Source organism: Jatrophihabitans cynanchi, from assembly GCF_027247405.1.
Classification (GTDB): domain Bacteria; phylum Actinomycetota; class Actinomycetes; order Mycobacteriales; family Jatrophihabitantaceae; genus Jatrophihabitans_B; species Jatrophihabitans_B cynanchi.
This window is the reverse complement of sequence record NZ_CP097463.1, coordinates 1,471,578-1,494,944: the sequence shown is the minus strand read 5'-3', so window position 1 is coordinate 1,494,944 and position 23,367 is coordinate 1,471,578. Positions and strand designations below refer to the sequence as shown.

At 67.8% G+C, this 23,367-nt stretch carries 21 protein-coding genes; 11 read left to right on the top strand and 10 right to left on the bottom strand.

Going from position 1 to position 23,367, the window contains the following annotated elements; translation table 11 throughout:
- Positions 1–301: 301 nt before the first annotated feature.
- The 8 genes from M6B22_RS07190 (at position 302) to M6B22_RS07155 (ending at position 6,057) form a co-directional block, all read left to right on the top strand.
- The gene (locus tag M6B22_RS07190) at positions 302–1,867 is read left to right on the top strand and encodes a C40 family peptidase (protein WP_269445083.1); all 1,566 of its coding nucleotides are present in this window, start codon (positions 302–304) and stop codon (positions 1,865–1,867) included.
- Positions 1,868–1,873: 6 nt separating this feature from the next.
- Positions 1,874–2,539 (top strand): hypothetical protein, encoded by a 666-nt coding sequence (locus M6B22_RS07185; RefSeq protein ID WP_269445082.1) that lies wholly within the window; start codon positions 1,874–1,876, stop codon positions 2,537–2,539.
- Between the two features lie 21 nt (positions 2,540–2,560).
- On the top strand, positions 2,561–3,301 hold the full coding sequence (locus tag M6B22_RS07180) for a hypothetical protein (RefSeq protein ID WP_269445081.1): 741 nt from the start codon (positions 2,561–2,563) through the stop codon (positions 3,299–3,301).
- Positions 3,298–3,741: a hypothetical protein gene (locus M6B22_RS07175; RefSeq protein WP_269445080.1), complete on the top strand. Its 444-nt coding sequence runs from the start codon at positions 3,298–3,300 to the stop codon at positions 3,739–3,741. The genes M6B22_RS07180 and M6B22_RS07175 overlap by 4 nt, the downstream gene beginning before the upstream one ends.
- Before the next feature lie 120 nt (positions 3,742–3,861).
- Positions 3,862–4,224 carry a single-stranded DNA-binding protein gene (locus M6B22_RS07170; RefSeq protein WP_269445079.1) on the top strand — a complete coding sequence of 121 codons (363 nt, stop codon included), beginning with the start codon at positions 3,862–3,864 and terminating at the stop codon, positions 4,222–4,224.
- Between the two features lie 27 nt (positions 4,225–4,251).
- Positions 4,252–4,608 (top strand): hypothetical protein, encoded by a 357-nt coding sequence (locus M6B22_RS07165; protein WP_269445078.1) that lies wholly within the window; start codon positions 4,252–4,254, stop codon positions 4,606–4,608.
- Positions 4,605–5,813: a DUF6551 family protein gene (locus M6B22_RS07160; protein WP_269445077.1), complete on the top strand. Its 1,209-nt coding sequence runs from the start codon at positions 4,605–4,607 to the stop codon at positions 5,811–5,813. Before M6B22_RS07165 ends, M6B22_RS07160 begins: the two co-directional genes overlap by 4 nt.
- A gap of 34 nt (positions 5,814–5,847) precedes the next feature.
- Positions 5,848–6,057, top strand: coding sequence for a hypothetical protein (locus M6B22_RS07155; protein ID WP_269445076.1), 210 nt, complete (start codon positions 5,848–5,850; stop codon positions 6,055–6,057).
- Between the two features lie 472 nt (positions 6,058–6,529).
- Here M6B22_RS07155 and M6B22_RS07150 read toward each other — a convergent pair whose 3' ends face one another.
- Genes M6B22_RS07150 through M6B22_RS07130 form a run of 5 tightly spaced genes read right to left on the bottom strand, consistent with a single transcriptional unit; the run spans position 6,530 to position 12,776 of the window.
- Positions 6,530–7,708, bottom strand: coding sequence for a DNA cytosine methyltransferase (locus tag M6B22_RS07150; RefSeq protein WP_269445075.1), 1,179 nt, complete (start codon positions 7,706–7,708; stop codon positions 6,530–6,532).
- Entirely contained in the window at positions 7,705–8,157 is a 453-nt protein-coding gene (locus M6B22_RS07145) for a very short patch repair endonuclease (protein ID WP_269445074.1), read from the bottom strand. The genes M6B22_RS07150 and M6B22_RS07145 overlap by 4 nt, the downstream gene beginning before the upstream one ends.
- A complete protein-coding gene (locus tag M6B22_RS07140) occupies positions 8,154–8,789 on the bottom strand; it encodes a hypothetical protein (protein ID WP_269445073.1) in 636 nt (211 codons plus the stop codon). Before M6B22_RS07140 ends, M6B22_RS07145 begins: the two co-directional genes overlap by 4 nt.
- Entirely contained in the window at positions 8,786–10,453 is a 1,668-nt protein-coding gene (locus tag M6B22_RS07135; RefSeq protein WP_269445072.1) for a DEAD/DEAH box helicase family protein, read from the bottom strand. Before M6B22_RS07135 ends, M6B22_RS07140 begins: the two co-directional genes overlap by 4 nt.
- Complete coding sequence (locus tag M6B22_RS07130) at positions 10,446–12,776, bottom strand: ATP-binding protein (RefSeq protein ID WP_269445071.1); 2,331 nt, start codon at positions 12,774–12,776, stop codon at positions 10,446–10,448. The genes M6B22_RS07135 and M6B22_RS07130 overlap by 8 nt, the downstream gene beginning before the upstream one ends.
- Before the next feature lie 120 nt (positions 12,777–12,896).
- Here M6B22_RS07130 and M6B22_RS07125 point away from each other — a divergent pair, with 120 nt between their 5' ends.
- The 3 genes from M6B22_RS07125 to M6B22_RS07115 all read left to right on the top strand — a co-directional run bounded on the left by M6B22_RS07125 (position 12,897) and on the right by M6B22_RS07115 (position 17,312).
- Positions 12,897–13,685: an FRG domain-containing protein gene (locus tag M6B22_RS07125; protein WP_269445070.1), complete on the top strand. Its 789-nt coding sequence runs from the start codon at positions 12,897–12,899 to the stop codon at positions 13,683–13,685.
- A gap of 50 nt (positions 13,686–13,735) precedes the next feature.
- Positions 13,736–14,836, top strand: a complete 1,101-nt coding sequence (locus tag M6B22_RS07120) for a DUF262 domain-containing protein (protein ID WP_269445069.1) — start codon at positions 13,736–13,738, stop codon at positions 14,834–14,836.
- Between the two features lie 457 nt (positions 14,837–15,293).
- A complete protein-coding gene (locus M6B22_RS07115; RefSeq protein ID WP_269445068.1) occupies positions 15,294–17,312 on the top strand; it encodes a hypothetical protein in 2,019 nt (672 codons plus the stop codon).
- Between the two features lie 726 nt (positions 17,313–18,038).
- Here M6B22_RS07115 and istB read toward each other — a convergent pair.
- The 5 genes from istB to M6B22_RS07090 all read right to left on the bottom strand — a co-directional run bounded on the left by istB (position 18,039) and on the right by M6B22_RS07090 (position 23,244).
- A complete protein-coding gene (gene istB, locus M6B22_RS07110; protein ID WP_407935657.1) occupies positions 18,039–18,818 on the bottom strand; it encodes an IS21-like element helper ATPase IstB in 780 nt (259 codons plus the stop codon).
- 38 nt (positions 18,819–18,856) lie between these two features.
- On the bottom strand, positions 18,857–20,389 hold the full coding sequence (istA, locus tag M6B22_RS07105) for an IS21 family transposase (protein ID WP_331459800.1): 1,533 nt from the start codon (positions 20,387–20,389) through the stop codon (positions 18,857–18,859).
- 849 nt (positions 20,390–21,238) lie between these two features.
- A complete protein-coding gene (locus tag M6B22_RS07100) occupies positions 21,239–21,535 on the bottom strand; it encodes a hypothetical protein (protein ID WP_269445065.1) in 297 nt (98 codons plus the stop codon).
- A complete protein-coding gene (locus M6B22_RS07095; protein ID WP_269445064.1) occupies positions 21,535–22,683 on the bottom strand; it encodes a hypothetical protein in 1,149 nt (382 codons plus the stop codon). Before M6B22_RS07095 ends, M6B22_RS07100 begins: the two co-directional genes overlap by 1 nt.
- A 201-nt stretch (positions 22,684–22,884) precedes the next feature.
- Positions 22,885–23,244, bottom strand: a complete 360-nt coding sequence (locus tag M6B22_RS07090) for a hypothetical protein (RefSeq protein ID WP_269445063.1) — start codon at positions 23,242–23,244, stop codon at positions 22,885–22,887.
- Positions 23,245–23,367: the final 123 nt, after the last annotated feature.

Genomic DNA, 23,367 nt, shown 5'->3' with positions numbered 1-23,367 from the left:
TTGCTGGCAATGCCTGTTGGCGGCACGGGGGCGTTGATCACTTCTAGTGCATTACCTACTGCGACCTTGGCCGGCTAGGTCGCGGGTTTGAGCGGCACGGGCCGCTCCCCGCACGTCCCACGGGTCGAAGAAATTCTCCGGTTCGTGTCGCGTTGGGTGTGTCCCGCGGCGCTTGTCCGGGGTGACGGCACCTGTCGACGCCCGGATGGAGAACGACCGCATGAGATCACGTCGCCGCTCGCTTTCCCGCGGGGCCCGCGCCGCCGGACGCATCATCAAAGTGTTCGGGACCTTCGGCAGTGTGAACCTATTCCTGGTCTGCCTGCTCATCGCCTTCGCCTCCTGCGGCGCCAAGGTGGCCGACGAATCCTCGGGCAACACCGCATGCGAGCTGCCCAGCAGTGTCGGCGGCAAGGGCGTGGAGATGTTCGGCGACTCCACCCTGACCGGGCTGGCCGGCAAACTGCCGGCCAAGCTGGCCGGAGGAGACGTGCACGCCGACGTCAAGGCAGGCCGCACCACCCAGCAGGGCGTGAACGCGCTCAACGCGCTGCCCGACTCCGCCCCCAACGTGTTCGTGGTCTCCCTGGCCGCCGAAGACCACTCCAGCGCCGACGCCTACACCGCCCGCATCGACGAGTTGATGCTGCTGCTGTCCGGCCGGACCGTGTATTGGGTTACCGCGCCCGGCAAGGACGTCTACACAACGATCGTCAACCGAGAGAACGCCGCCGACCCCAGCGACCCGGAGGCCCAGTCCGGCTGGCAGATCGTCGACTTCGCCGCCGCCGTCAAACAGCACCCATCCTGGTGGAGCAACGGCAAACCGACCGCCGGCGGACTGACCAACCTCGCCCAGACCGTCGGCGCCTACCTCGGCGCGTTCAACACCACTGGCGCCCCGACCTTCCCAGGCGGCGGACCGCTCGGACCCATCCTGCCGCCGCTCGCCGGCTCGCCCGGCGCCACGTCCGGCGTCATCACCGTTACCTCCACCACCAGCGGGCAGAGCTTCCCGCTCGATGGGGAACGGCTGACCAACGCCAAGACCATCGTGTCGGTCGGCGGCGCGCTCGGCATGCCGCAACGCGCCCTGGTGATCGCGATGGCCACTGCCATCCAGGAGTCCAAACTGATCAACCTCAAGGGTGGTCCGGGCGGCGCGTACGGGCTGTTCCAGCAGGCCCCGCCCGCCTGGGGCAGCGTCGCACAGGTCACCAGCCCCACCCACGCCGCGACCGCGTTCTACCAACACCTGCAGCGGATCAACGGCTGGCAGAACATGGCCCTCACCGACGCCGCGCAGGCCGTGCAGCGCTCGGCTTATCCCGACGCCTACGCGCAGTGGGAGCAGTCGGCGAGCGTGATCGTGGCCGCGCTCACCGGCCAGCACGTCGCCGGCTGCGGGCCGCAGGTCAGCGTTCCCGGCAACCCCAAGGCGCAGATCGCGGTCAACGCCGCGCTGTCCCAACTCGGGGTGCCGTACTCCTTCGCTGGCGGCAACACGAACGGCCCCACCCTCGGCCGGTGCGTGGCCGGCACCGACGGGTGGAACGACTGTCACATCGTAGGCTTCGACTGCTCCGGCCTGATGCTCTACGCCTGGGGCAAGGCCGGCGTCACCGTCCCGCACTTCACCGGTGCCATGTGGACCGACCCGTCGTTCACGCACATCACCGACAAGAGCCAGCTGCAGCCCGGCGACATGATGATTTTCGAGGGCAACCCGCCGGGGCACACCGGTATGTACATCGGCAACGGCAAGCTCATCGACGCCCCGCACTCGGGCTCGGTCGTAAAGATCGAGTCGGTCAACGACCCCTGGTACCGCACTGGCTACATCGGCGCGCTGCGCCCGAAGGTCTGAGCCGCGATGCTTACCCGCCGCCGGAGCAGCCTCGCCGCCACGCTCACCACGATCGCCGGGCTCATCGCCGCGTGCAGCTCCGCGAGCGAAGATCCGGACCGATCCGCACCCGCCTCGACGACGGCCAGCGCCGCCCGTTCCGAGGCCCCTTCGGCCGGGGTGATTCCGACGGAATCACCGCGGGTCAGCACCCGGGCGCGGCGCAGCACACCGACCGGCAGCAGCGCCCCGGACCAGCCAGCTTCCGGCCTCACCACGGCGCGCGTTCCGGACGCCACGCCCGCCACCCGCGACCCGCTCACCACCGCGCGGGCCTGGGCCATCGCCGCCAACTCCTCCAGATACCTCGATCCCGAGCCAGGCAGCTGGACGCTGCGCAGCGCCCCCTTCGTCACAGGCCAGGAGCAGGCCGCCGAACAGACCCAGCGTCACGGCGGCGGGGGAGCAACCTGGGCGCAGATCCAGGCCGACCAATGTGTCACCGGTCTGCGGCACCTGACCGCCAGCATCCCGACCACCCTGCCCAGCGGTCCGGCCCGGCGCATCGTGTACGTCGCCGGCCTGACCGCGCTGACCTGCGCCACCGGCCAGGTGCAGCTGTCCCAGTTCGCCGCCCAAGTAACCGTCACCCGCGTCCACGGCCGCTGGCTCGTCGCCGCGGTCGAGCACTGACCCCGAAGGAGCCCATCCGTCATGGCCAAGTTCGTCGTCAACATCGTCCTCCTCGCCGCCGTGCTGCTGCTGCTCATCGTGTGGGGCATCGCCGCCGCCCGCCGGCGGCGCCAGGCCCGCCGCGAGCACCGCGAAGACCGCCGACTCCTCCTGGCCGCCATCAGCGGCGCCGCACCTGCCACCGCCCTCGACGAGGACGACCCGCTCGACGACGAGGACGACGACGTGCCCGGCGAGCGACAGTCACGCGCTCGCGCGACGCGGCGCGGGCCCGCCGGCCGAACGGGCAGCGCCGCCGTGCAGCAGCTCGACGCCGAGTCCCTGGCCGCCCTGCTCGACCTGCTCGAGGACCGGCGCCCCGCGCGCCGCGGTCTGGTCGCCGGGCTGTTCACCAGCCCCCGCAGCGTCTGGTCAGCCGGTACCCGAGCCGGACAGAAGGTCGCCCGCCGCACCATCGGCCAGCCCGGCGGCGCCGAGCAGCCCAGCGGCGAGAGCGCCCTGTACCGAGACGCGGCCGCCGAACTGGTCGACATCCACGCCAACGACCCGGCCGACGCCCGCCGCAAGTACGCGCACTTCGCCGCCGCCGTGGCTGACCCCACGCTCGCCGCGCTGTACGTCCGTTCGGCCGCCTACGCCAGCTACGCCGATCAAGACGAAGTCCGCGCCGTCGTCACCGAGATCACCAGCCCCGCACCGACCGGCAGCCCGCGGGGGAGCCGAGAGGAACTGTTAGATGGCGCTGGCAACATCGACACGTGATCGAGGTCGACCTGCCGCCAAAGGTCGACACCTCCGTGGTCCGCACTCCCGGCTGCTGGTTCTGGGTGGGGTCGCTGTCCGACGACGGCTACCCCACCATGCAGCTCGGCAGCGCCCGGGCCGAGCTGCGCACCGTCCGAGTCCACCGCTACGTGTGCCAGCTGCAGTGGGGCGGCCTCGGCGAGACCGAGAAGGCGCTGCACACCTGCGACGAGACCTCCTGCGCGCGGCCGCTGCACCTCTACCCGGGCAGCCAGGCAGCCAACCTCGCCCAGATGGCCCGCCGCGGCCGCTACCAGCGCGGCCTGGCCGACGTCCGCGGGGCCGGTGGCCGCGCCCGGGGGATCCGCGCCGCCCTGTCCGGCGAGTGGAACCCCGGCGCGCTCCAGGCAGCAATGCTCGCCGGCGACCCACGCCGGGACCAACTCGTCCTGTTCTAACTCCTGCCACCGCCACGACGCGACCTGGGGCGCAACTTCCGGCGCGTCGCTCGTGACCCTGCGACCGTAAATGTATACATTGTAGGTAATAGCACCACAAGTCCTTGGAAGGGGCCCGACATGAGTTACTGCGTGACCGAAGGAAACGCCGTCGCCGACGCGACCCTGCGCCAGACCAGCGAGGGCAAGCAGGTGGCCAACGTCGTCGTCCGCGTCGACCAGCGCGTGCGCACCGGCGACGGCGGCTACAGCGACGGGCCGACGATCGACTACGAGATCACCGTCTGGGGCAAGCCGGCCGAGGCGTTCGTCCGCACCGCCAGCAGGGGAGCGCGGATCTTCGCCGCCGGCGAACTGACCGTCGAGGAATACGACGCTGGCGACGGCACCCGGCGCATCCGCAACCGGATCACCGCCGACCACCACGGCGTCTCCAGCCGCTTCACGCCCGCGGTGAACACCCGCCGCAACGGCGGCCGGTAACCGCGGCCCGGACACCTGGAGCAACCCATGTCCCACGCGACCACCGTCCCCGAGCAGCACGCCGACATCGCCGCGGCCACCACCCTGGCCTGCCCCGGCTGCCGCCACGCCGACCAGCTGCACGCCGTCGAACTCGTCGAGGTCCTCACCCCGGCGACCTTCAGCCTCGACCAGCCCAAGCCTGCCTACATGGGCGACGAGGCGGCCGGCGTCACCCTCGCCGACACCCAGCACTGGCCCGCAGACGGCGCGATCGTGTGCCGTCACTGCGATCGGGTCGACCTGCGCTACAGCGACCTGGTCCCCCTCATCAAACTCGTGGACCCGGCCCCGCTCAGCAGCGCGGCCCCCACTCAGCGACCCACCCCGGGAGCGCAGTCATGACCAGCACCGCGCCACAGCCGGCGGCCCCACCGCCTGGCACCTACATCACCGCCCTACCGGTCGCGGCCCTGTTCGCCGACCCCACCTACCAGCGCGACCTCGACGAACCTCGCGTAGCGAAAATGAGCGGCGAGTACGACCACACCCTGCTCGGCGTGCTCGAGGTCAGCGAACGCGACGACGGCCGCTTCGCGATCCTCGACGGCCAACACCGCTGGGCCACCGTCGCCCGGATCAACGGCGAGCACGCCCACGTGGTCTGCAACGTCCACGCCGGCCTCAGCATCGAGGACGAGGCCTGCCTGTTCCACGAGATCGACACCAGCCGGCGCAACCACACGTGGTGGGACCGCTGGCGGGCTCGCCGCGGCATGGCCGACTCCACCGTGCTGGCCATCGACGAAGTCCTGCACCGGCACCAGCTGCAGGTCAACCCAGCGCCGGCCGACGGCAACATCCGTGCCACCAAGGCGCTGGAGACCATCGTCGACGACCTCGGCGGGCTGCAGATGCTGGACAACGTCCTGATCGTGCTCACCAGCGCCTTCGGCCGCAGCGTGGACGCCTTCGACGGCGGCATCATGCAAGGCGTCGCGCTCGTGCTCGGCCACTACGACGCCGACGAACTCCACGGCGAGCGGCTCGTCGCCCAGCTCAGCGCGATCGCCCCCCGCCAGCTGCGCGCCCGCGCCGTCGCCCTGCGCGAAGCCCACCGCGGCACCGTGCCGAGGCTGTCCGCCGCCGTCATCGTCGAGCGCTACAACGCCGCCCGGGGCTGCCACCTCGAGCCGTTCTTCACTCGAGTGCCCTCGGCCTCCAAAGCCGGCGCCGCGTGGAACCGCGAACGCAAGGAGCGCGCCGCTATCCGCCGCTGGGCCGAACAGAACGGCTACGACCTCGCGCGGACACGCAACATCCCGCCCAGCGTCCGCCGCGCCTACCAGCGAGCCCAAGCCACCGCCGGCGACCCGTCGCCGGACCAGCCGGGCTGCGGCGACAGCTGTCCCACTCCCCGCGCCGGAGCCGCCGAGGTCGACCCGTTCGAGGGCGAGGAGAGCCCCGAGGTCGGCGTGCCCGACCGAGCCGGAATCATGCGCGCTTTCGAACGCGGCCGGGGTGTCCGGTTCGTCATGGACGCCTGGGGATTGGACTACCAGACCGCCCAAGCGCTGCTGCACGTATTCCACGCCAGCCGCGCCGCCTGACCCGAGCACCACCACCCATCCCGATGGAGGAGCGATGACCACCACGACCACCGGCATCGCCGCCACGACCACCGACGACCGGGCCGAGGACCGCGTCGACGCTGCCTCCCGCCGAGTCCACGCCGCCGAAGGCCAGCTGCACACCGCGCACCAGAGAGGAGTGGAGGCCTGGCAGCTCGCCGCCGAGCACACGCTGCATGCCGCGCTCGAGGAGTACCTCGCCGCCAAGGCAGTCGCGCCGTGACGCGTGGAGTTCTAACCATCGCGAACCCGCAGGCCAATCCGATCATGGACGCCAACCAGCCGGGCCGGCGCGTCCGCGGCAAGCTCGCCCTACATCGCGTGTGGCCGCGCCCCGAGACCCATGCGGTAACCCACGCCAGGACACCCCAGCGACTTTGGGTCTCGGCGCGCGCGAACCCTCTCCCGGGTCTGGATGGGTGATCTGCGCGACTGCATGATTATCCGCGAGCGGGCATGAAGTTAGCAATCGTGCCAGGCGGCGGCGTCGCACTCGCCCCGCGCTGGATCGCCGAATAGGGCGCGAGCGTCATGGCTAGCGACGCGACTGAGGAGCGTCGATATGCGCGATGCGACTATCCGGCGACGAGTGAAGATTCGAAGTCGCAAGTCAGCGCCGCAGGTTTGCTCGCAAGCCGCTTGCCTACGGGACGATCGCCGTGCTCGGACGTGTCGTACAAGCCCTGGCGGGCCTTCTAGCGTGCGTCGATTCCATGCGAGTTGAGCTGTGTCAGACCATGTGTGAGCAGCTCCGCTAGGGGAACGGCGACGGCATTGCCGATGGCGCCCATGCTTCGGGATCGCGCGACGGGGAATTCATAGTCATCGGGAAAGCCCTGCAACCGGGCGGCCTCGCGCACCGTGAAGTAGCGGAGGGTGTCGTCGTCGAAGCGGATCATCGCTTCTCCGCCGCTGACTCCGTGTACGCCGGCCTTGATGGTTTTTGCTGGCCAATCCAACGGACTTCCGGAGTGTTTGGGGTAGGCCCGCGCTCCGGGGATGCCCTCGTGGTTGGCGATGTCGGTCGCTGGTCGGCGGTCTACTGGCTCGGGTAGTCCCTGGATGCAGTCGCGGACGGTCTGCCATCGTTCCTTCTCGGGGCGTCCGTGTTCCTTGAGGTCGCGCACCCGGGTGTCTAGCCCGTCGGGGAGTTCGGGCATTGCTTCGCCGTGCTCGGTCCAGTAATCGCCGGTGACCCACTGGTCGTAGAGCAGGGCGTCGCGGCTGTGCGTCGGTTCCGGCGCGGACCACGTCTCGGCGCCGGGCACGTTGGTGCGGATGGCGACCAGGATGACGCGGCGTCTGTTCTGGGCGAGCCCGAAGTCGGCCGCCTCAAGTAGGTGTTCGCGGACGACGTAGCGCAGTCCGGTCGGTTGTGCCTTCTTAATGCGGGCGTGGTGCTCGGTCCAAAGCTCGTCGGGCTTTGGACGAACGGTCGGTTTCTCGAGTTGATCCTTGATGTAGTCGAAGTAGGGGGCGAAGGACGGTCGGGTGAGGCCGGGGACGTTCTCGAAGACAGCGAAGCGGGGCCGGAAGCGTCGGACGGCGTCGATGGCCGCCGGGAACATGTTGCGGTTGTCCATGTCGCCGGCGTGCACTCCGGCTAGGGAGAAGGGCTGGCATGGCGGGCCGCCGGCTACGAGGTCGACGTCGGACTCTATGTCGGTTTGTTGGAGCCAGAGGCGCACGTCTTGTTCGTGTACGTGGTCTGGCGTCCAGAGATCGGGGTGCTTGGTCGCGTTGTGGCGAAGGATGGCGGCCGCGTTCTTGTTCCATTCGACCAGCCCGACGTGTTCAAAGCCGGCTTTGCGGGTGCCGAGCGCCATGCCGCCTCCGCCGGCGAAGAGTTCCACCGAGGTGAGAGGGCCGGTCATCGGCCTGTGTCCGTTCGCCTCTGTCGACTGGCGCGCACGGTTGTCTCGACGCGATCGGCTACCGCGGTGACGTCGCGCTCGACTTCGGAGGCCCACACACGAACGATTGTCCAGCCGTCGTGTTCGAGTCCGCGGTTGACGTCCTGATCGCGCCGCATGTTTCTGGTGATCTTCTCTTTCCAAAATTGTGCGTTGCGGTGCCCGAACTCGGCCTCGAATGACTCCAGCCCGCGAATCTTCCATCCGTTGCCGTGCCACCGATCGCCATCGACGAAGCATGCGATTCGCTCGGTGGGGAACACGATGTCGGGATGGCCCAGGACCCTGGTGCGGACCCGGTAGCGCAGGCCGCGGCGGAATAGCTCGCGGCGCAGCGCCAGTTCGGGGCGAGTGCCGGTGTTCTTGACCGCAGCCATGATCCGCGACGTGATGGCCGCGTCGCGGTTCACTGCTCACTCCCGGCTGCGGTCGGGCGTCGCTCGTTCGCGACACGGTAGTACTTGAGCGCCAGTGAGCAGCGTTGGGCGATGCTCTCCTGTCGAGCCTTGTCCGCCGAGGGAGTGGGCTCGGCCATCGTCTCGATGATGACCAGGGCCGCGGAGTCGGTGGGGTTGTCGGTCAGGTGGCTCAGCGCCGCCCAGACCAGGTGACGGAAGTTGCGGGCTTCACCCCACGCCACGAACGTGGATCCGGCGCCGTTCATCGTGGCCACACAGTGAAACGGCTTGACGCCAACCGTTCCGTCCATGATCACGGCTTCCGTACCGAGCGCGTGAGCGACGATCTGGGCCGCTGTCGGTCCCTGGCGGGAACCGAACTTGGCGTAGCGCCCCGCGCCTTGGCGCGCTCGCCGGTACTCCTTCATTGGACCGTCTTTGATCCATGACCGAGCCGTCTCGGCGCTCATAAACTCGGTGAGCACCGCGCCGATCTGCGGGTCAGTGACCCAGGTGTCGTATAGGGCGGTCCGGCGTTGTGGCGATAGGTGTTCCCAATCGAGCCGGTCTGCCTCGGTGTAGAGCGCTTTGACGACCGCATCGATCTGTTCGGGCGGTACGCGGCGAGAATCTGCTCGAGTCATGATGCTGGGATCTCGGGGTCGATGAATTGCAACCGGGCGTCGTCGTTCGCCGTCTCGAGCGAGGCGGCGTCCAGGATCCACTGCTCTAGCAGGGATTCGGCTTTGGCGTCGGAGAAGCTGATCTGGGGTAGCGGAACGTCGGGGATGACTTCGATCTCGTCGGCGCCGGTTTGGCGGCGCAGGTTCAAGACGGCGGCGACACGGCGCAGGTCGCTGACGAAGTCCAGCGCGATGACCTTGTGCTTTCCTTCGCGAAGCCTCAGACCGCGGCCGAGTTGTTGCACGAAGATGCGGCGGCTGTGGGTGACTCGCGCGAAACAAATAATGTTGATGTCGGGGACGTCGACGCCTTCATTGAGGATGTCGACCGCGGTGAGGATCGGGATCCGTCCGGCGCGGAAGTCCAGCAGCCGCAGTTGGCGTTCGCGCATCGACATGCCGGGTCCGGTGTGGACCGCCTTGGTGCTGCGCCACTCGGGGGTGCGGCTGAGTAGTTCGGCCATGCGTTCGGCGTGCTCGATGGTCTGGCAGAACACGATCGCGCGCGGATCGAGGGTGGAGTTCCACGCGGCCAGCAGTTCGTCTCGGACGGCTTCGTCGCGTTGAGGCAGGAACAGTCTGCTATTGAGTTCCTTCATCGAGTAGGCGCGCCGAGAGACGTCCTTGACGACGTCCCAGTCGATGTTGTCGACGAACAGTCGGTAGTCGACTTGAGCGAGGTATCCGCGACGCATGCCCTCCTCTATGCCGAGCTTGTAGGAGGCGGGCCCGAAGTGGTCTTCGATGTCGTACCTGTCGCCGCGCCAGGGTGTCGCGGTGACGCCGAACTGGCTGGAGTCTTTCAGCTCGTCTAGCAGCGCGCTGTAGTGGCCGTCCTCGCCGACGTGGTGGGTCTCGTCGACCATCACCAGCGACGGCCGGTACCCGCTGAGCGCCGCGTTCAGGGCGCTGGCCACGGTCGCGAAGGTGACGCCTCGTAGGTCGGCTGTCTTCTCGTCGCCGGTGAGGATCTGTGTCTTGACGGTCTTGGGCAGGTGCCGCCACAGGGCACGTTCCAGTTGGGCCACTAGGTCCTTAGTGTGCGCGGCGACCAGGATGTCCGCGGTCGGGTCAAGGTCGAGGTGGTGGGAGATCACCTCGCCGCCGACGACGGTCTTACCCAGGCCGGTCGCCAAAACCAGCAGGGCGCGGCCTTCGGTATCGAGATCGTCGATCAGCGCAGTGACCGCTTCACGCTGATAGTCACGCAGCCGAATGCGGGGACCGCGGTCAGGGCTTTGCTCCCAGAGCTGAGTCAGGTCGTGGCCGGTCCAGAAGTCGATCCGCTGCCCGATCCTGGCCAGAGCCTGGCGCCGGGTGTCGGCGTCTCGGCTGGGTGCGAGGTTGGTGACGACGACGCCGCGTTCGGCGCGGTAGTGATCCATCGCCTCGGAGACCTCGTTGACGCCGGCCTGGGGGACCGAGCCGCGTCGTTGCCACTTGCACTGAAGGACCCATTGCGTTCCCGCGATGCTGGCCAACAAGTCGCCGCCCTTGTCGCCGGAGCCGTCGATGTTGGCGATATCGGCGTAGCCGAGTTGGCCGAGCAGCCGTTCGACTTGGCGGGTGAACCGGTCCGGGCCGCCGAGCAGGAGCAGCCGCGGGTCGAGGTAGGAGTCATTCATCCGTGCTGACCTCCGCCAACTCGTCGTCGAGCAACCGGCAGCTGAGCCGCGCCCGGTTCAGATCGTCCGGGCGGGGCCGAGCGCGGCGTTCGGCGAGCAGGCCGACGTCGTTGAGGTAGCCGACGATGCGGCTGACGGCCAGCGACCGGGCGTGGCTGTCCTGGAAAGCGGCGTAGCTGGCACGAAAGACCTTGCCGTCGAAGAAGTCGCCGGGGCGCTGGCCGATCAGCCGGGCGACCGAGGTCACCGGCGCGTAGCTGATCCAGTCGCCCGCCGCGCGTACGTCGTCCCAGGCGCGGTCCAGCCCTTCACTGGCGTAGGTCTGCTCGGTGGCGGCGTGGTCGTCCGCGCCGATCAGCGACCAGAACCCTTCGGCGTTGCCGGCGATCACGGGGCGCATGGCGTCGCGGACCCGGGCGAGCAGGGAGTGGGCGATCGCGGCCAGCGCCGATGGGGTCACCCTCTGGTCTGGCAGGCACCGATCCTTCAGCTCGGCCACGATCGAACTGACCGCCGCGCTGCTGCCGCGTCGTTCACGCATGTACTCGGCGATGCTCAGCACGGCGTGCTCGCGCGGGTCGCTGCCGAACTCGGTGAACAGCGGGTGCTCGAGGTCGACGAACACGTGAACCTCGGGGCCGCGTTGTCCCTGCGCGTACACCGGCACGTGCTGCTCGTTGTTGTCGAGGAGCTCGGTGCCGGACAGGGCGTAGACGGTGACGTTCCAGGTGCTGTAGTTCGGCAGCGAATATTCTCCTGAAATGTCGGGCAGGACCTGTCCGACGGTTCGGTAGCGCTGCTGCTTCTGCTCCTCGGTTTCGCGGGCCGGCGGCGGGTCGATCGGGCCTGGTGTCGCCTCGCCCGGTTCCGGGATGTCCAGGCGTGTCCGGGCGTCCAGCTCCGGGTCTTCGCTGGGCTGGGTTGCTTCTGGTGGCACGGTCGGCTTCGGGATGTCGTGTTGCCGGGCGGCTTCGTACCAGACGGTGTCGTCCTGGTAGTCGGCCACGCCCTTGCGGAACAACTCGGCCCAATCCCGGGCCTTTTGGTGGATCGCAGTCTTCCCGTCGCCGGGGACCAGGCGACGTAGTCCGGGGTCGAGGCGGCGGTAGCCGGTGAACAGCAGTCCGATCGGCGACTCGTTCGTGTCGTATCCCATGCTGCGCGCGAACTGCGGCCGAAGCGGTCCGTCGCCGCGCAACACCCGTACCGCGTACTTCCACTCCGGTGTGTCGTATTCGAAGGCGTTCTTCTGGTAGTTGACCCGGACGTGGTCGAGGTGGATCTCGCCGACGATGCGTCCCTCGTTGGGCACCTCGATGGGGTATTCAGGGATCGGCCGCGCGCCTGGCTCGTTGGGGTCTGCCCAGGAGAACAGGCTGAGGTCGCGGACAAGGATCTTGCGCCCGTTGCGCAGAAAGTCGACGCCGAAGTCGGTCTTGTGCGAGTACCGCTGGATCCCGAGCCATCCGGTGACGCGTCGCTCGCGCTCTTCAAGGTTCGAGCCGCCGCATTCCTCGCAGCGCGTTAGGCCGAGATCCTGCCATCGGCCGCAGTCCAAGCAGGCGAGCAGTGGGCTGAGCTGCTTATCGATCGGGATGTAGGCCGGGATCCGCTCGCCGCTGACCACAACGGCACGGTCGTGGTTCCACACGCACGGCAGCAGTGGTTGCACCGCCGTGTTGTCGACGAGCAGAGAGAAGCCCTTTTCGCGTAGTAGATAGGAGTAGACGTCCCCGAGGACCCGGCGGATCTTGACCTGCTGGCGGGACAGGGCCTCATGCTGCTCCTGCTTCAGGCCGCTGATGATGATCTCGGTGCCATGAACTGACAGGTCGTCTTTCGGCTCGCGGACGACCGGGACCTCGAAGTCGGCGTTCGCGGCCATGTTATGTAGATCGAGAGTGACGCTGATCCAGTCGGGGTCACCCGCTCGGGTCGTCCGAACTGTTGTGGTGTTGCCTAACCGTGCGGTCGCGATGTTGAAACCCATCCCGAATAGCCCGAGTTTCCCGTAGCGAGCGTTGCTGGTCCAACCGGCCGAAACAGCGCCACTGAGGTGGTCGAGGCTCATTCCCCGGCCGTTGTCGTTGATCCAGACCTGCGCGTCGCGGCGGTCCGACCCGCGCGCGGGCAGCGAGATCGCCACTGTCGGCGTCTCACCGTCGGGCGGCGCGGTCAGGAAGTCATCAAAGGCGTTGTCGATCAGTTCGGCCAGGCACTGCCACGGAGCGAACTCGATATCGCCCAGGACGGCGAGCAGCCGCGGGTGCGGGGTGACGTCGATCGTCTCTTCCCCAACGGCGACGCGGGGCTCTGAACTCACCGAACCATTCCCTCCAGGTCGCTGCCAGCCGTCCGCCGGAGCCTGCCCCGAACCTTATCCGCGCCGGACGACAGTTCGGTCGATCTACAAGCCCCGTTGACACTGCTAAATTTGGCCGCTGTGACAGAAGTGGTCGACGCAAAATCTGAGACCCCGACGATCGGGTCCGTAGAAGACTTAATGCGGGTACTGGCACCGATCACGGCGGACGGGCGCGAGGTCTGGTACCGCGGCCACCGCGACCAGAGTTGGCGCCTCGAGGCGTCCGCGTTCCGCATCGAACGCCACCGGACTGGCGAACGCGCAATGCTCGCACGGTTCCGCCAGGAAGCGGCAGCGGCCGGACTTCAGTACGCGTTCGACGACTGGGGCTGGATCACCTTCGCCCAGCACCATGCTCTGCCGACGCGACTCCTCGACTGGTCACAAAGCCCGCTCGTCGCACTGTTCTTCGCCTGCGAACGTGGGTCAGAGTCCGCGGACACCGGCGTCGAGATGGACGGAGAGTTCTTCGTCCTCCACCCGAACGACCTGAACGTCGAGGCCGGCGACAGCGATGGCGGCCACCCGCGACTGCTCTCGGACGGGGACGGAAAGCTCAAGGACTATCTGCCGGGCAAGGACGCGGAGAACCCCTCCAAGCCCCGCGCCGTCGTCGCGCCGTTGGTGTTCGACCGGATTCGCTTCCAGACCGGGACGTTCACCGTTTCGCAACTGCCAACCGCGAATAGCGAACCAGAGCCACTGCGGAAGGCGAAGGCCCTCCAAGCGTTCGTCGTCCCAGGTGACGCGAAGCCCGACCTGCGCGAACAACTCGACACTCTCGGCTTCAACGAGGTCTCCATCTATCGAGATCTTGATCGCATCGCGAATCGCATCAAGGCCGGCCACGGGCGAGGGCCGGCATGAAAATACGAACGGAGCTACTGCCCGAGATCACAGTCTCGCGGTTCCACCGAATGAAGGGCGTGGTCAACCTCGACCCGCCATACCAGCGCGAGAGCGACGTCTGGAAACCGGGTGCCCGCAGCGCGCTCATCGACTCGATCATCAACGGCCTCGACGTGCCGAAGCTCTACTTCGAGACCGCGACCGTGCGAAGGGTCAGCCCGGAAGGGCTTGCCTACCAGTACGCCGTCATCGACGGAAAGCAACGACTGGAAGCCATCCTCGCCTTCCTCGCCGACCAGCTCAAGCTGGCCGAAGACTTCGTCTTCTTCGAGGACGAAGCCGTCAAGGCAGCGGGAATGACGCTATCCACCCTCCAAGCCGAGTATCCGCTGCTCGCCCGCCGCTTTGTCGACTTTGAGCTGCCGATCGTCCGTGTTACGAGCGACAGCGGGGATCTGATCGAGGAGATGTTCCAGCGATTGAACGCCTCCGCGGCGCTCAATGCTGCCGAACGTCGTAACGCGCTCACTGGACCCACCCGCGACGCGGCGAACACACTGGCCGAGCACGAGCTGCTCGTCATCCGTTCGCCGATCCGGAGCGCCCGCTACAAGTACCGGGAACTCGGCGCCAAATTCCTCGCGATCGAGCACCAGGTCGCGAGCCGTCAGAAGATCACCGATACCAAAGCTGAAACTCTCTACGACCTGTTCGTAGCCACACGCGGTGCCTCTCCCCGCATCACGGCGGCTGACATGCAGGCGTACCAAGCACTCGCTCAGCAGACGCTCGACCGCATGGTCACCGTCTTCGATGAGGACGATCGACTGCTCGCGTCGATCGGCACCGTCGTCGTCTACTACATCGCCTTCCGACAACGGGCGTTCGCGGATGCTGTCGATCGAGGCAAGTTGGCGGAATTCGAGCAGCTCAGACGCCAGGCCGCGCAGATGGTGGAGGACGAGCCCGCCTACGGCCGGCCGGCCAACGCGAGACTCCGCGAGTACAACGTCTTCGTGCAGTCGACGAACGATGGCCGAGCGTTGGCCCGCCGCGCGGAAATTCTCGCAACGTACATCGCGGGCTACACCGCGATCGACCCGCTCGGCGGACTCGATGGGATCGCTGATGGCGAACTACCCGAGCGCGACGAAACCGAGGAGTCGTAACGCCCTCAAGTTCACCCAACCGTCGGTCGCCAGCTACGAATGTGAGATCGGGTGGTTCAGTTCACGCCTTACTTGCTGTTCCCGCTGAAGATGCCATCGACATTCGGACCGACGCCGGCAACGCCGAATAGGCTCAAGACTCCGATGAACGGCGGGCTCGAGACCCGAGTGATATGCGCGTGCTTCCACGCGGCTGCGGACACCGTTCGCGAGACCACATCCAGTGCAACATCGGCTGGAAGTTCACGTCAGCTGTTATGGGTCATCTCGATCCGTGCACCTCGTTCGGGGCGCACACGAGCGCTCGACAGACCGAGGCGCCGGTGTCTCGGCGGCGCCCGCGGCCTAGCTTCTGCTCACGGCCGGCGGTTCGGGCGGCGGATCCACGCGACGTGAGCAGAGTGCGTCCGCGCATATCGAGTCGGACTTCGACTGATAGCGCGAATACGCTCGTGCCGTGACTATCCCTGCCGAGGCTCGGCGACGCCTCGCCGCACCTGTCCGAGCAGAGCTTGAGCGGAAGTCCTGGGCGTTCCCCGCCGTGAGCACCGTGCCTTTGCCAGCCGGTGTTTGGAACACGTACGTGCGGCAACTTCGAGAAGCCGGCGCCGCCGTACATCACGCAGTACAGGATGTGGACCTGACGCGGCCATTCAACGGTATCCGTCGCCAACTTGAGAAGATCGTCGAGGTTCGGAGCACAGCCATCTGGCGTCTGATGGCGATGTGCGCGTTCGAACCGTTCAACGCGGCCGACGCGTCATCGGCGCTCGAGCGAATGGACACGGCCGTTGCGGCGGTGCTTGCGGTGGTGGAGAACGAGCAGCCCGCTCAGTCGATTGCTGGGACAGCGCGTATCGAGTTTGAGCAGCCAGAGAAGCCGACGGGCCAAGAAGAGCACGACAGTCTTAGTCGCGTGTTCGGCCTAAGCACTCGCCCAGTCGACGAGACAGGAGAGTTCAGTGCCTCACGGGTCTTCGAAGCGTTCAAGTACGACGTGACAAGCCTCGTGAGGCAAGTGCTGCCTCATGTCGCGTCGCTTGGCGTCGAGCCAGTGGACGACGTGCTCGCTCTCGTCTGCATTTGTGGATGGATCGCCGACGCTCCCGATCCCGTGCTCGCCTACTCGTCTATGCACGAGATGCTTTGGGCGCTCGACCACAGCAGGCGGGAAGCGCCCACGGACAGAGCTGCCGCGTTCGCGTATCTGCACGGGCGCGACGAGGCACTCCGACAGACCTGGCGGCGGGTCATAGCGACTCTGCAGGACTTGAGGTCCGAAGCCGACAGTGAAACCCGAGCCCATCAGCTCGCCGACGTGTACAAGCGGATCACCGAGGGACCGTTTCGGCAGTACGCGTGGACGATGCGTTGCCTTAGCCGCAGGCAATGGAGCGTTCCACCAACGCTCGGTCCTCTTCAAGCTGCGATCGCGAGTGACGGCGACTGGCTCGCATCCGTGCTCGACGTTGCCGTGCTGAGGGACGTCCGCAACGGGCAAGCTCACGAATCGCTCGTCTGGGATGGGCACCGCGAAGTTTTCATCGTCGACGATGCGGAGTTCACTCCCCGACAAGTCGTACACGCATTCAGCGGCGCAGTGTCTTTCGTTCGAGGTTGCGAAGCTGCGTTCGCCCACGACCGCGCCGGAGAGCGCGACCCAGGATTGCTCACCCCGACCTGTGACGAACCGGGACGCTTGCAGCCGTGGCGTCGCGCAGAGGCGTTCTTTGGAACGAACGGTCTGCGGCTCCGTCGGCTTGTGTTCAACTCCCGAGTCGCCGAAGCGCACGTCGAGCAACTCGACACTGAGAACATCAACCCATGTTTGCAAGCGTTAGTTCTCGCCAGCCGATTACTGCCGCGAGTCGAAACGTTCCGCGTCTGGCGCGACGGAACAGAACATCCGGTCGTCGAGGTGGGCACGGCGGCGCTGCGCCTCGTCGATGTCCACTGGGAGCGGGCGCTCAACACGTTCACGGCGATGCCGCTGTCCACCTTCCTCCCGGCGAACCTGGACGCGCGTAAGCGCCACGAGTCCGAGTCAGTAGCCGCGCGATCGGTCGCATGGATCGCAGCCGACGACGTCCTGGACGCCATCGACGGGGCTGACGACCCATGGACCCCTGACATGCGCCGACTGGCGTGCGCGCGGATTGCGCACGCACGTGCCTGCCTTCACGGCTGCGCGGAACTGACTTCCGCCCTAACTCGGATCAAGGCGATTTGCGCTCAGCTTGAACAGCTAGAGGAGATACTCGGCCGTGCCGACGGTCCAGGGTCCTTCAACGACGTAGACGCGTTGGACGCAACGCAGCTTATTCGACACATGTGGCAGACGTGGGGACCGGTCCCGCGCCTGCCAACGATCTCCGAACGTTCCCGTGGATTGAACGACCGGCTGGACTGTAGGGCGCAGTTGCAGCCAGACGACTTCAAGGACGAACAACACAGGAAGCGCTGGCGAAGCATCTAACGAGCCGGGTCCAGCGCCGGTTGCGTGGCCTCGATATCAGCAGGCCCACGCACGTTCATTGTGAGCATGGTCCGCCCCGGAAGCTGTCGGTGACACGTGCGACGTTCTCTCTCGGTCCCACCTGAACGTGATCGTTCGAATGGTCGAACCGTTGCAGGTCGCTGGGGGCGCTGCCCCTCGTGCGCGTCAGCGAGATCGGGTACCGGTCGCCCGACTGGAAGCAGGTCGCGCCGCGAAACCCAAGAACAGCCAGACAGCTGTTGCGTCTGGACGTTGACGCGATATGAGTCAACGCGGGTCAAGCTCGTCTCGTCGCCCTTAGATCAGGAGGAATTGCGGGCGCAGCGAATAGTCGGCGTACACGTTGAGCCTGAACGCTGACCGGAAGATCGCCTCATTCTCGGGCCGAGAAAGCCAGGAATCCCAGTTCACGAGCTGTTCGCGGGCGGACGAAATCCTTCAGCGGGTCACCGGTCTGGTCGAACCAACGCCTGTCCGGCTTCTCGATCTCGATACAGATTGGTGTGATCATCGACGTGGAGCGGCTGATCCACATTAAGTCCGGTATCTGGTCACATCCCGAGCCGTGCAACTGCGGCTCGCGTGTCAAGGGCCATTGAGTTCTGCCCAGAGGCGGTCGTGAAACCTGCCCGGTGACGGTCACGAGAACTGCCCGGTGGTGGCCATGGGATCTGCCCAGCTGCTGGCCACCACCCGGCCGCGATCTCAGGTCAAGGCCAGCACTCCTTGTCCGGCGAGTGCTTGGGACAGTCGGACCGAGTCGCCGCTGGTTTGGCAGACGTGGGCGTGGTGAAGCAGTCGGTCGACGGTCGCGGTGGCGAGGGTTTTGGGCATCAGCTCGTCGAACGCTGCCGGGTGCAGGTTCGAGCTCACGGCCACGGAGCGTTTCTCATATGCCGCATCCACTAGGCGGTAGAGGCCTTCGGCGGCGTCTTGGGCCACCGGCAAGAGCCCGATGTCATCGACGACGACGAGATCTGCACGTAGGACCCGGGCGATCGCCTTGGACACGGTGTCATCGGCCCGGTGTCGGCGCAGCAGCACGCCGAGGTCTTCCAGGGTGAACCAGGCGACCTTGAGCCCGGATTCGACGGCCTGCTGGCCGAGGGCTTCGAGCAGGAACGTCTTCCCGGTCCCGGACGGGCCGCAGACCACCAGGTTCTCTCGCCGGTGCACCCATTCCAGGGTGCGCAGCGCCTGCTGGGTCGGTGCCGGGATCGAGGAGGCGTCCGGCTTCCACGCGTCGAAGGTTTTGCCGGTGGGGAACGCCGCCGCCGCTCGCCGGGTCGCCAGCGCGGAGCGTTCGCGTCCGGCGGCCTCTTCGGCGAATAGGGCCCGCAGCACTTCGGCCGGTTCCCAGCGTTGCGCTTTCGCGGTGGCGAGCACCTCCGGCGCCAGCCGGCGGATGTGTGGCAGCCGCAGCCGACGCAACACAGCCTCTAGGTCATCCGGCAGTGGCGGTGCGGCCGGAACACCCGCCGCTATAAGCGCATTCGGCGTTGTCCCGGTCCGGGTCGTGGCGCTCACGCGCTCACCCCGCCCTCGGCCAGGCCGTCCCCGGCGGCACCGAGCGCGGCCCAGCTCGCAGTGCCTTGGGTGAGGGAACGATCCTCCCCGGCCCGGTGCAGCTCGCCGGGCCGAGTCCTGGCGTGGTGCTCGAGGATCGAGGCCAGATCATGCTCGCCGAAGCGGGCGTTGACCGCGGCGTGCCCGAGCGCCCAGTCCACCTCGACAGCACCGACGAGCTTCGCGGTGCCGACCGCGGCGGCCATCTTGACCCGCATCCTTGTGGTGCCCGCGGCGGCAGCCTCGGCCAACCACAGGTGCGCGCCCTCACCCAACGCCAGGAACTCACTCTCGGCGGCGGTGCGCGCCTTCGGCGCCCGCGCCAGCCCGGCCGGAGCGGGTGGGAAGTGCGCGTCCTGCAGCCGCGGACTGCCCGGCCGCGCGCGCAGGTGCCGGGCGACTTCGACCGGACCGCGCTCGCCGACGTGCACGATCACCACCTGCTCGCCGGCGCCGACACCGTAGCTGCGGACCCAGACCTGCTGGCCGAGCAACGCGTGTGGCACCGAGTACTGCCCGCCCTCGAAGGTGACCATCGGCGTCTTCGCCGCGACGGTGCGGGTCAGCCCGAACGCGACCGTATGCGCCACGGTCGGCACCCGGTGCAGCCGGGCCTGTTCCTCGGTCAGCATCTCGGCCGGCGCCCGCCGCGTCACCCGGTGGACCCGGGCGTTGACCTGCTCACAGAACGCTTGGCAGGCCGCCTCCAACTCGGCGAACGAGCCGTAGGCGCCCAGCAGGTTCGTGTCCTTCGGGACCAGGTCGGCCTTCGCCAGCTTCACCGTCGACTCCGAGCCGCCCTTCGACGCGGGATCGGCCGGCTCGCACGTGTGCACCGTCGCCCCGTAGTGCCGGGCGAACGCGAGCATCTGCGGGTTACGCACCGCGATCCCCGCGACATGCTCGACGGTGACGGTCTTCTCGTTATCGGTCAGCACATAGGTCGGGACGCCGCCGATCCTGCGCAGCGTCACATCCAGGGCCGCGAACACGCTGGGCATCGTCTTGTCCCGCAGCGCCAACACCACCCGGAACCGGGACCACGCCAACCACGCGCAGAACAGGATCGTCTTGACCCCGTCGATCACCGGCCCGTCGCCGAAGTCGTACTGCAGCCACATCCCCGGCTCAGTCACCCACGGCCGGTGCACCCGGATCCGGCCGGACCGGTACGCCGCCCGCACCGTCGCGGCCGCACGGCGAGTGGTGCGCTCCGAACCCCGATAGCCCAACGCGAGCAGCTTCTCGTGCGCCACATCAGCGCGGATCTTGCCCTTGGAGTGCTCCATCCACTCCTCCATCTTGGGCAAGAACTCATCAATCAACATCGGCCGCGCTGCAGCCTGGTCGGTGAGCTGACCCGCGTCGCGGGCCGCAACGTGCTTGGCGACCGTGTGGTGCGAACAGCCAGCCAGTTCGGCCGCGTCGCGCAACGACCCGGTCAAGTCGAAAGCTTCCAACATGTGCATGATCTCCTCGGCAGACTTCAAGTTGTCCCTCTTCGGGTCGACGGCGCTTCAGCACCGCCAGCTGATCCGAAGAGGGGCCCCAACCGCAGCAGGCGGCGAGGCGAACGACGTCGTGTCGGGCAGATCCCATGACCATCAGCGGGCAGTTTTCATGTCCGCCACCGGGCAGCTACATGGCCGTCTCCGGGCAGTTTCCCGTGGCCGCTGTCACTCGCGCCAGACCCCCTGAAGGTGAGGGCCGTTGTTACCGCCCCGGGCCGACGTCGCCGAACGCGCCTGGGATAAGTGACGGATGGCGTTCGAGGAAGTTCTGGACGGCGTCTTCGGCCGGCTGCGTCGCGAGCAGCTGCTCCCATTCCGTCATCACCCAGGCGGCGTAGTCGTCCCAAGTGATCGTGCGGGCCGTTTCGGGCCGAGATCCGGCATGAGCGCTGGCGGCACGCTAGTCACGAACGCCCAACATAAGGAGACAACGCAGGCGCCAAGCAGCCGACTGGCAGCGATCCCGTGTCGCACCTCGTCGGTGTTGATGCTCGAGGCCGCCGACCGGGATCCCTTCGTACCTTGCTAGCCGAGTGCACCCGCCGCCGTGCACTGGCAGGTACCGGATCGCCGCAGACCGTATCGGCCCGGCGCCGGCACTTGTTCCTTACAGACTGATCTGCGCGCAACGCATGGCGACATCGAGCGAGCCTATCGACGGCTCTCGCGCGCGCCCGCCGTTCGGTGGTGGCGATCAACCTCGCTCCGTCGAGTTCGAGGCCGCATGAGTATGCAGTCCGCAGGCGACGGCCTTAGTTCAATGTCAACGGCACGCCGGTTCGTCGGCGTTGTAGGGGTGCGAAGTCTTAACCACATAGGTGATGGGAGTCAGATGATGTCCATCTCCCGGTCGTCTTCTGGCCCGCAGTCGGCGACCAGGCTGCCTCGCTCCAGCGCCAACGCGTCCTGCTCCGCGGCAAGCAGCTCACGGGTGTCGGCCGACGACATCGAGGGAGTGGTGAGCGGGTCGTAACCGGTCTCGGTCTCGAGCTCGGCCCGCCGCTCGGCGCCGCGCTCGTGCGCCGCGTCGCGGCGTTCCGCGGTCCGCAGCCGCCGGATGTGTCGCCGCTCGGCGCGGGTCTGCGCCAACCGCTCGGCGGTTCCGTCCTCGTCGCTGACTGCCATTAGCCGACCTCCTGCTCTGCATCGTGTCCGGTCTCGGCGACGGCGTCGTCGAAGTGCATCAGGCCCAGCTCGAGCTGCCGCTCAGGCCCGTCGACCCTGTCGACCGGTGCCTCCAGTTCTCGGTGTGCGGCGCTCCATTCGCGCAACGCGACTCGGTCGGCGGCCCGCTGCCACATCCGATCCGCCGCGCGTGCGTCGGCGCCGCCCGGGTCGCTGGAGGTGATCACGCCCGCTACGACATGCTCGACGATGGCCCGCTCGGTGTCGTGCAGGCTCATCGTCGCGGGCCGTGCGTGCCGCCAGGCGGCCATGTAGGACGGCAGCCCGTCGAAGCCGCCGGCGGCGATCTCTCGATCGAGGGTGGCATCGATAGCGGCGGCGTGCCGCTGGTTGAAGTCGCTGGCCGGCAGTAGCGCCGGCGCGATCTGTGCGAGGTCGACGCCATGCCGTTCGACCTCGCCGCGCAGCTGTGGCGCGTCATAGCCGGCGGCCGCGACCGCGGTAAGCACGTCCGCGCGCAGCGCGGCCTGCGGGTGCTCGGCGATCATCTCGGCCCGCACGGCGTCGGCGCTCACCGCCATCGGCTCGCTCGACCGGTTGCCGGCCAGCGCGCCGACCGCGAGCCGGTCGACCTGCACCGTGTAGCCGGAGGCGGCCTCGAGGACCGGTCGGTCCGCGGCGAGCTCAGCCGCCTCGAGGCGACGCGTGAGCAGCTCGGGTTGCGCGTCGATCGGCGCGGTCGCCAGCTCGTCACGCAGCCGATCGCCCTCGTGCTGGAACCGTAGGTGCTCGCCCGGGCGGGTCGGGTCGTCGATCGCGATCATGCCTAGCCGCTCGGCCTGGTCCTCGTAGCGAGAGACCCGCTCGACCAGCGCGCTATCGGCCCGTTCGCCGGCGGCGTTCGCGGCCTGCCGCCAGGTCGGCGCCGCCTCCAGCTCGTCGAGCCGCTGCTCGATGACGTGCGCCAGTTGGTCGCGCTGCGCCCCGCTGGGCGCGGCCCACCACTGGGCGTACAGGTCCGGCGCACGCTCCTGCAGCCACCGTTCGCTGATCGAGTGGCCCGGGCTGACCCGTAGCCAGCTCTCGCCTTCCTCGGTGTAGACCTGGCTGACGCCACCGCTCACGCCGGCGCCGTTAGGACCGCTCATGCCGTGCCTCCTCGTCGGGCCCGGCGCCCGTCACCGCGGCACGGGTGGCGCGACGCCGCTCTACCCCGGCCAAGCGGTGTGGCCACCCCCGAACACGACAGGGTCCGGTCGAATTTCTTCGACCGGACCCCGGAGCGTCGCTTTTCCCCTTCGGCCTCTCTGACGGTTGGGTCACGCGTGAGCAACCCAGCCGGTGCCGCCTTAGCCGGTCCCCGCCGCCGGCTCTGGGCGCGCCCCAGCGGCGGCCTTGCCCCGCCGGCGCGGCGGCGGCGGCTTGGCCGCCTCCAGCGCCGCGTCGACCGCGCCGCGGTTCACGCCTTTGACCGCGGCTTCGATCTCGCCCTTCGTGACGCCGCTGAGATCGGCGGCCGCCGCAGCGCCGCCGGTGAGCTCGGCCAGCGCCGCCAGCTGGGCGCTCCATTTCTCGTTGACCCGTTGCCGTTCGGCCGCCGTCGCTTCGAGCTGTTCAAGCAGCTTGGCTTGTCGCTTGAACTTCGCCTGCGCCTCTTCGCGGGCCCTCTTCAGCCGGCCCACTTCCTGCGCGTTCGTCGTGCTCGTCATGACCGGCAGCGTAAGCGCACGACCCGCCGCCGCAGTGTCGCCCGCGCGCACTCAAACCCCCTTGTACCACACCGTTCGCACCACCCGCCGTGCACGCACTTTGGAAGAACACCCCATTGCATT

Coding starts and splice junctions, on each gene's coding strand:
- M6B22_RS07120 (WP_269445069.1), top strand. CDS start 13,736: ATGAAGGGCGTGGTCAACCTCGACCCGCCATACCAGCGCGAGAGCGAC.
- M6B22_RS07135 (WP_269445072.1), bottom strand. CDS start 10,453: ATGAATGACTCCTACCTCGACCCGCGGCTGCTCCTGCTCGGCGGCCCG.
- M6B22_RS07185 (WP_269445082.1), top strand. CDS start 1,874: ATGCTTACCCGCCGCCGGAGCAGCCTCGCCGCCACGCTCACCACGATC.
- M6B22_RS07180 (WP_269445081.1), top strand. CDS start 2,561: ATGGCCAAGTTCGTCGTCAACATCGTCCTCCTCGCCGCCGTGCTGCTG.
- M6B22_RS07140 (WP_269445073.1), bottom strand. CDS start 8,789: ATGACTCGAGCAGATTCTCGCCGCGTACCGCCCGAACAGATCGATGCG.
- M6B22_RS07090 (WP_269445063.1), bottom strand. CDS start 23,244: ATGACGAGCACGACGAACGCGCAGGAAGTGGGCCGGCTGAAGAGGGCC.
- M6B22_RS07170 (WP_269445079.1), top strand. CDS start 3,862: ATGAGTTACTGCGTGACCGAAGGAAACGCCGTCGCCGACGCGACCCTG.
- M6B22_RS07165 (WP_269445078.1), top strand. CDS start 4,252: ATGTCCCACGCGACCACCGTCCCCGAGCAGCACGCCGACATCGCCGCG.
- M6B22_RS07100 (WP_269445065.1), bottom strand. CDS start 21,535: ATGGCAGTCAGCGACGAGGACGGAACCGCCGAGCGGTTGGCGCAGACC.
- M6B22_RS07155 (WP_269445076.1), top strand. CDS start 5,848: ATGACCACCACGACCACCGGCATCGCCGCCACGACCACCGACGACCGG.
- M6B22_RS07150 (WP_269445075.1), bottom strand. CDS start 7,708: ATGACCGGCCCTCTCACCTCGGTGGAACTCTTCGCCGGCGGAGGCGGC.
- M6B22_RS07160 (WP_269445077.1), top strand. CDS start 4,605: ATGACCAGCACCGCGCCACAGCCGGCGGCCCCACCGCCTGGCACCTAC.
- M6B22_RS07095 (WP_269445064.1), bottom strand. CDS start 22,683: ATGAGCGGTCCTAACGGCGCCGGCGTGAGCGGTGGCGTCAGCCAGGTC.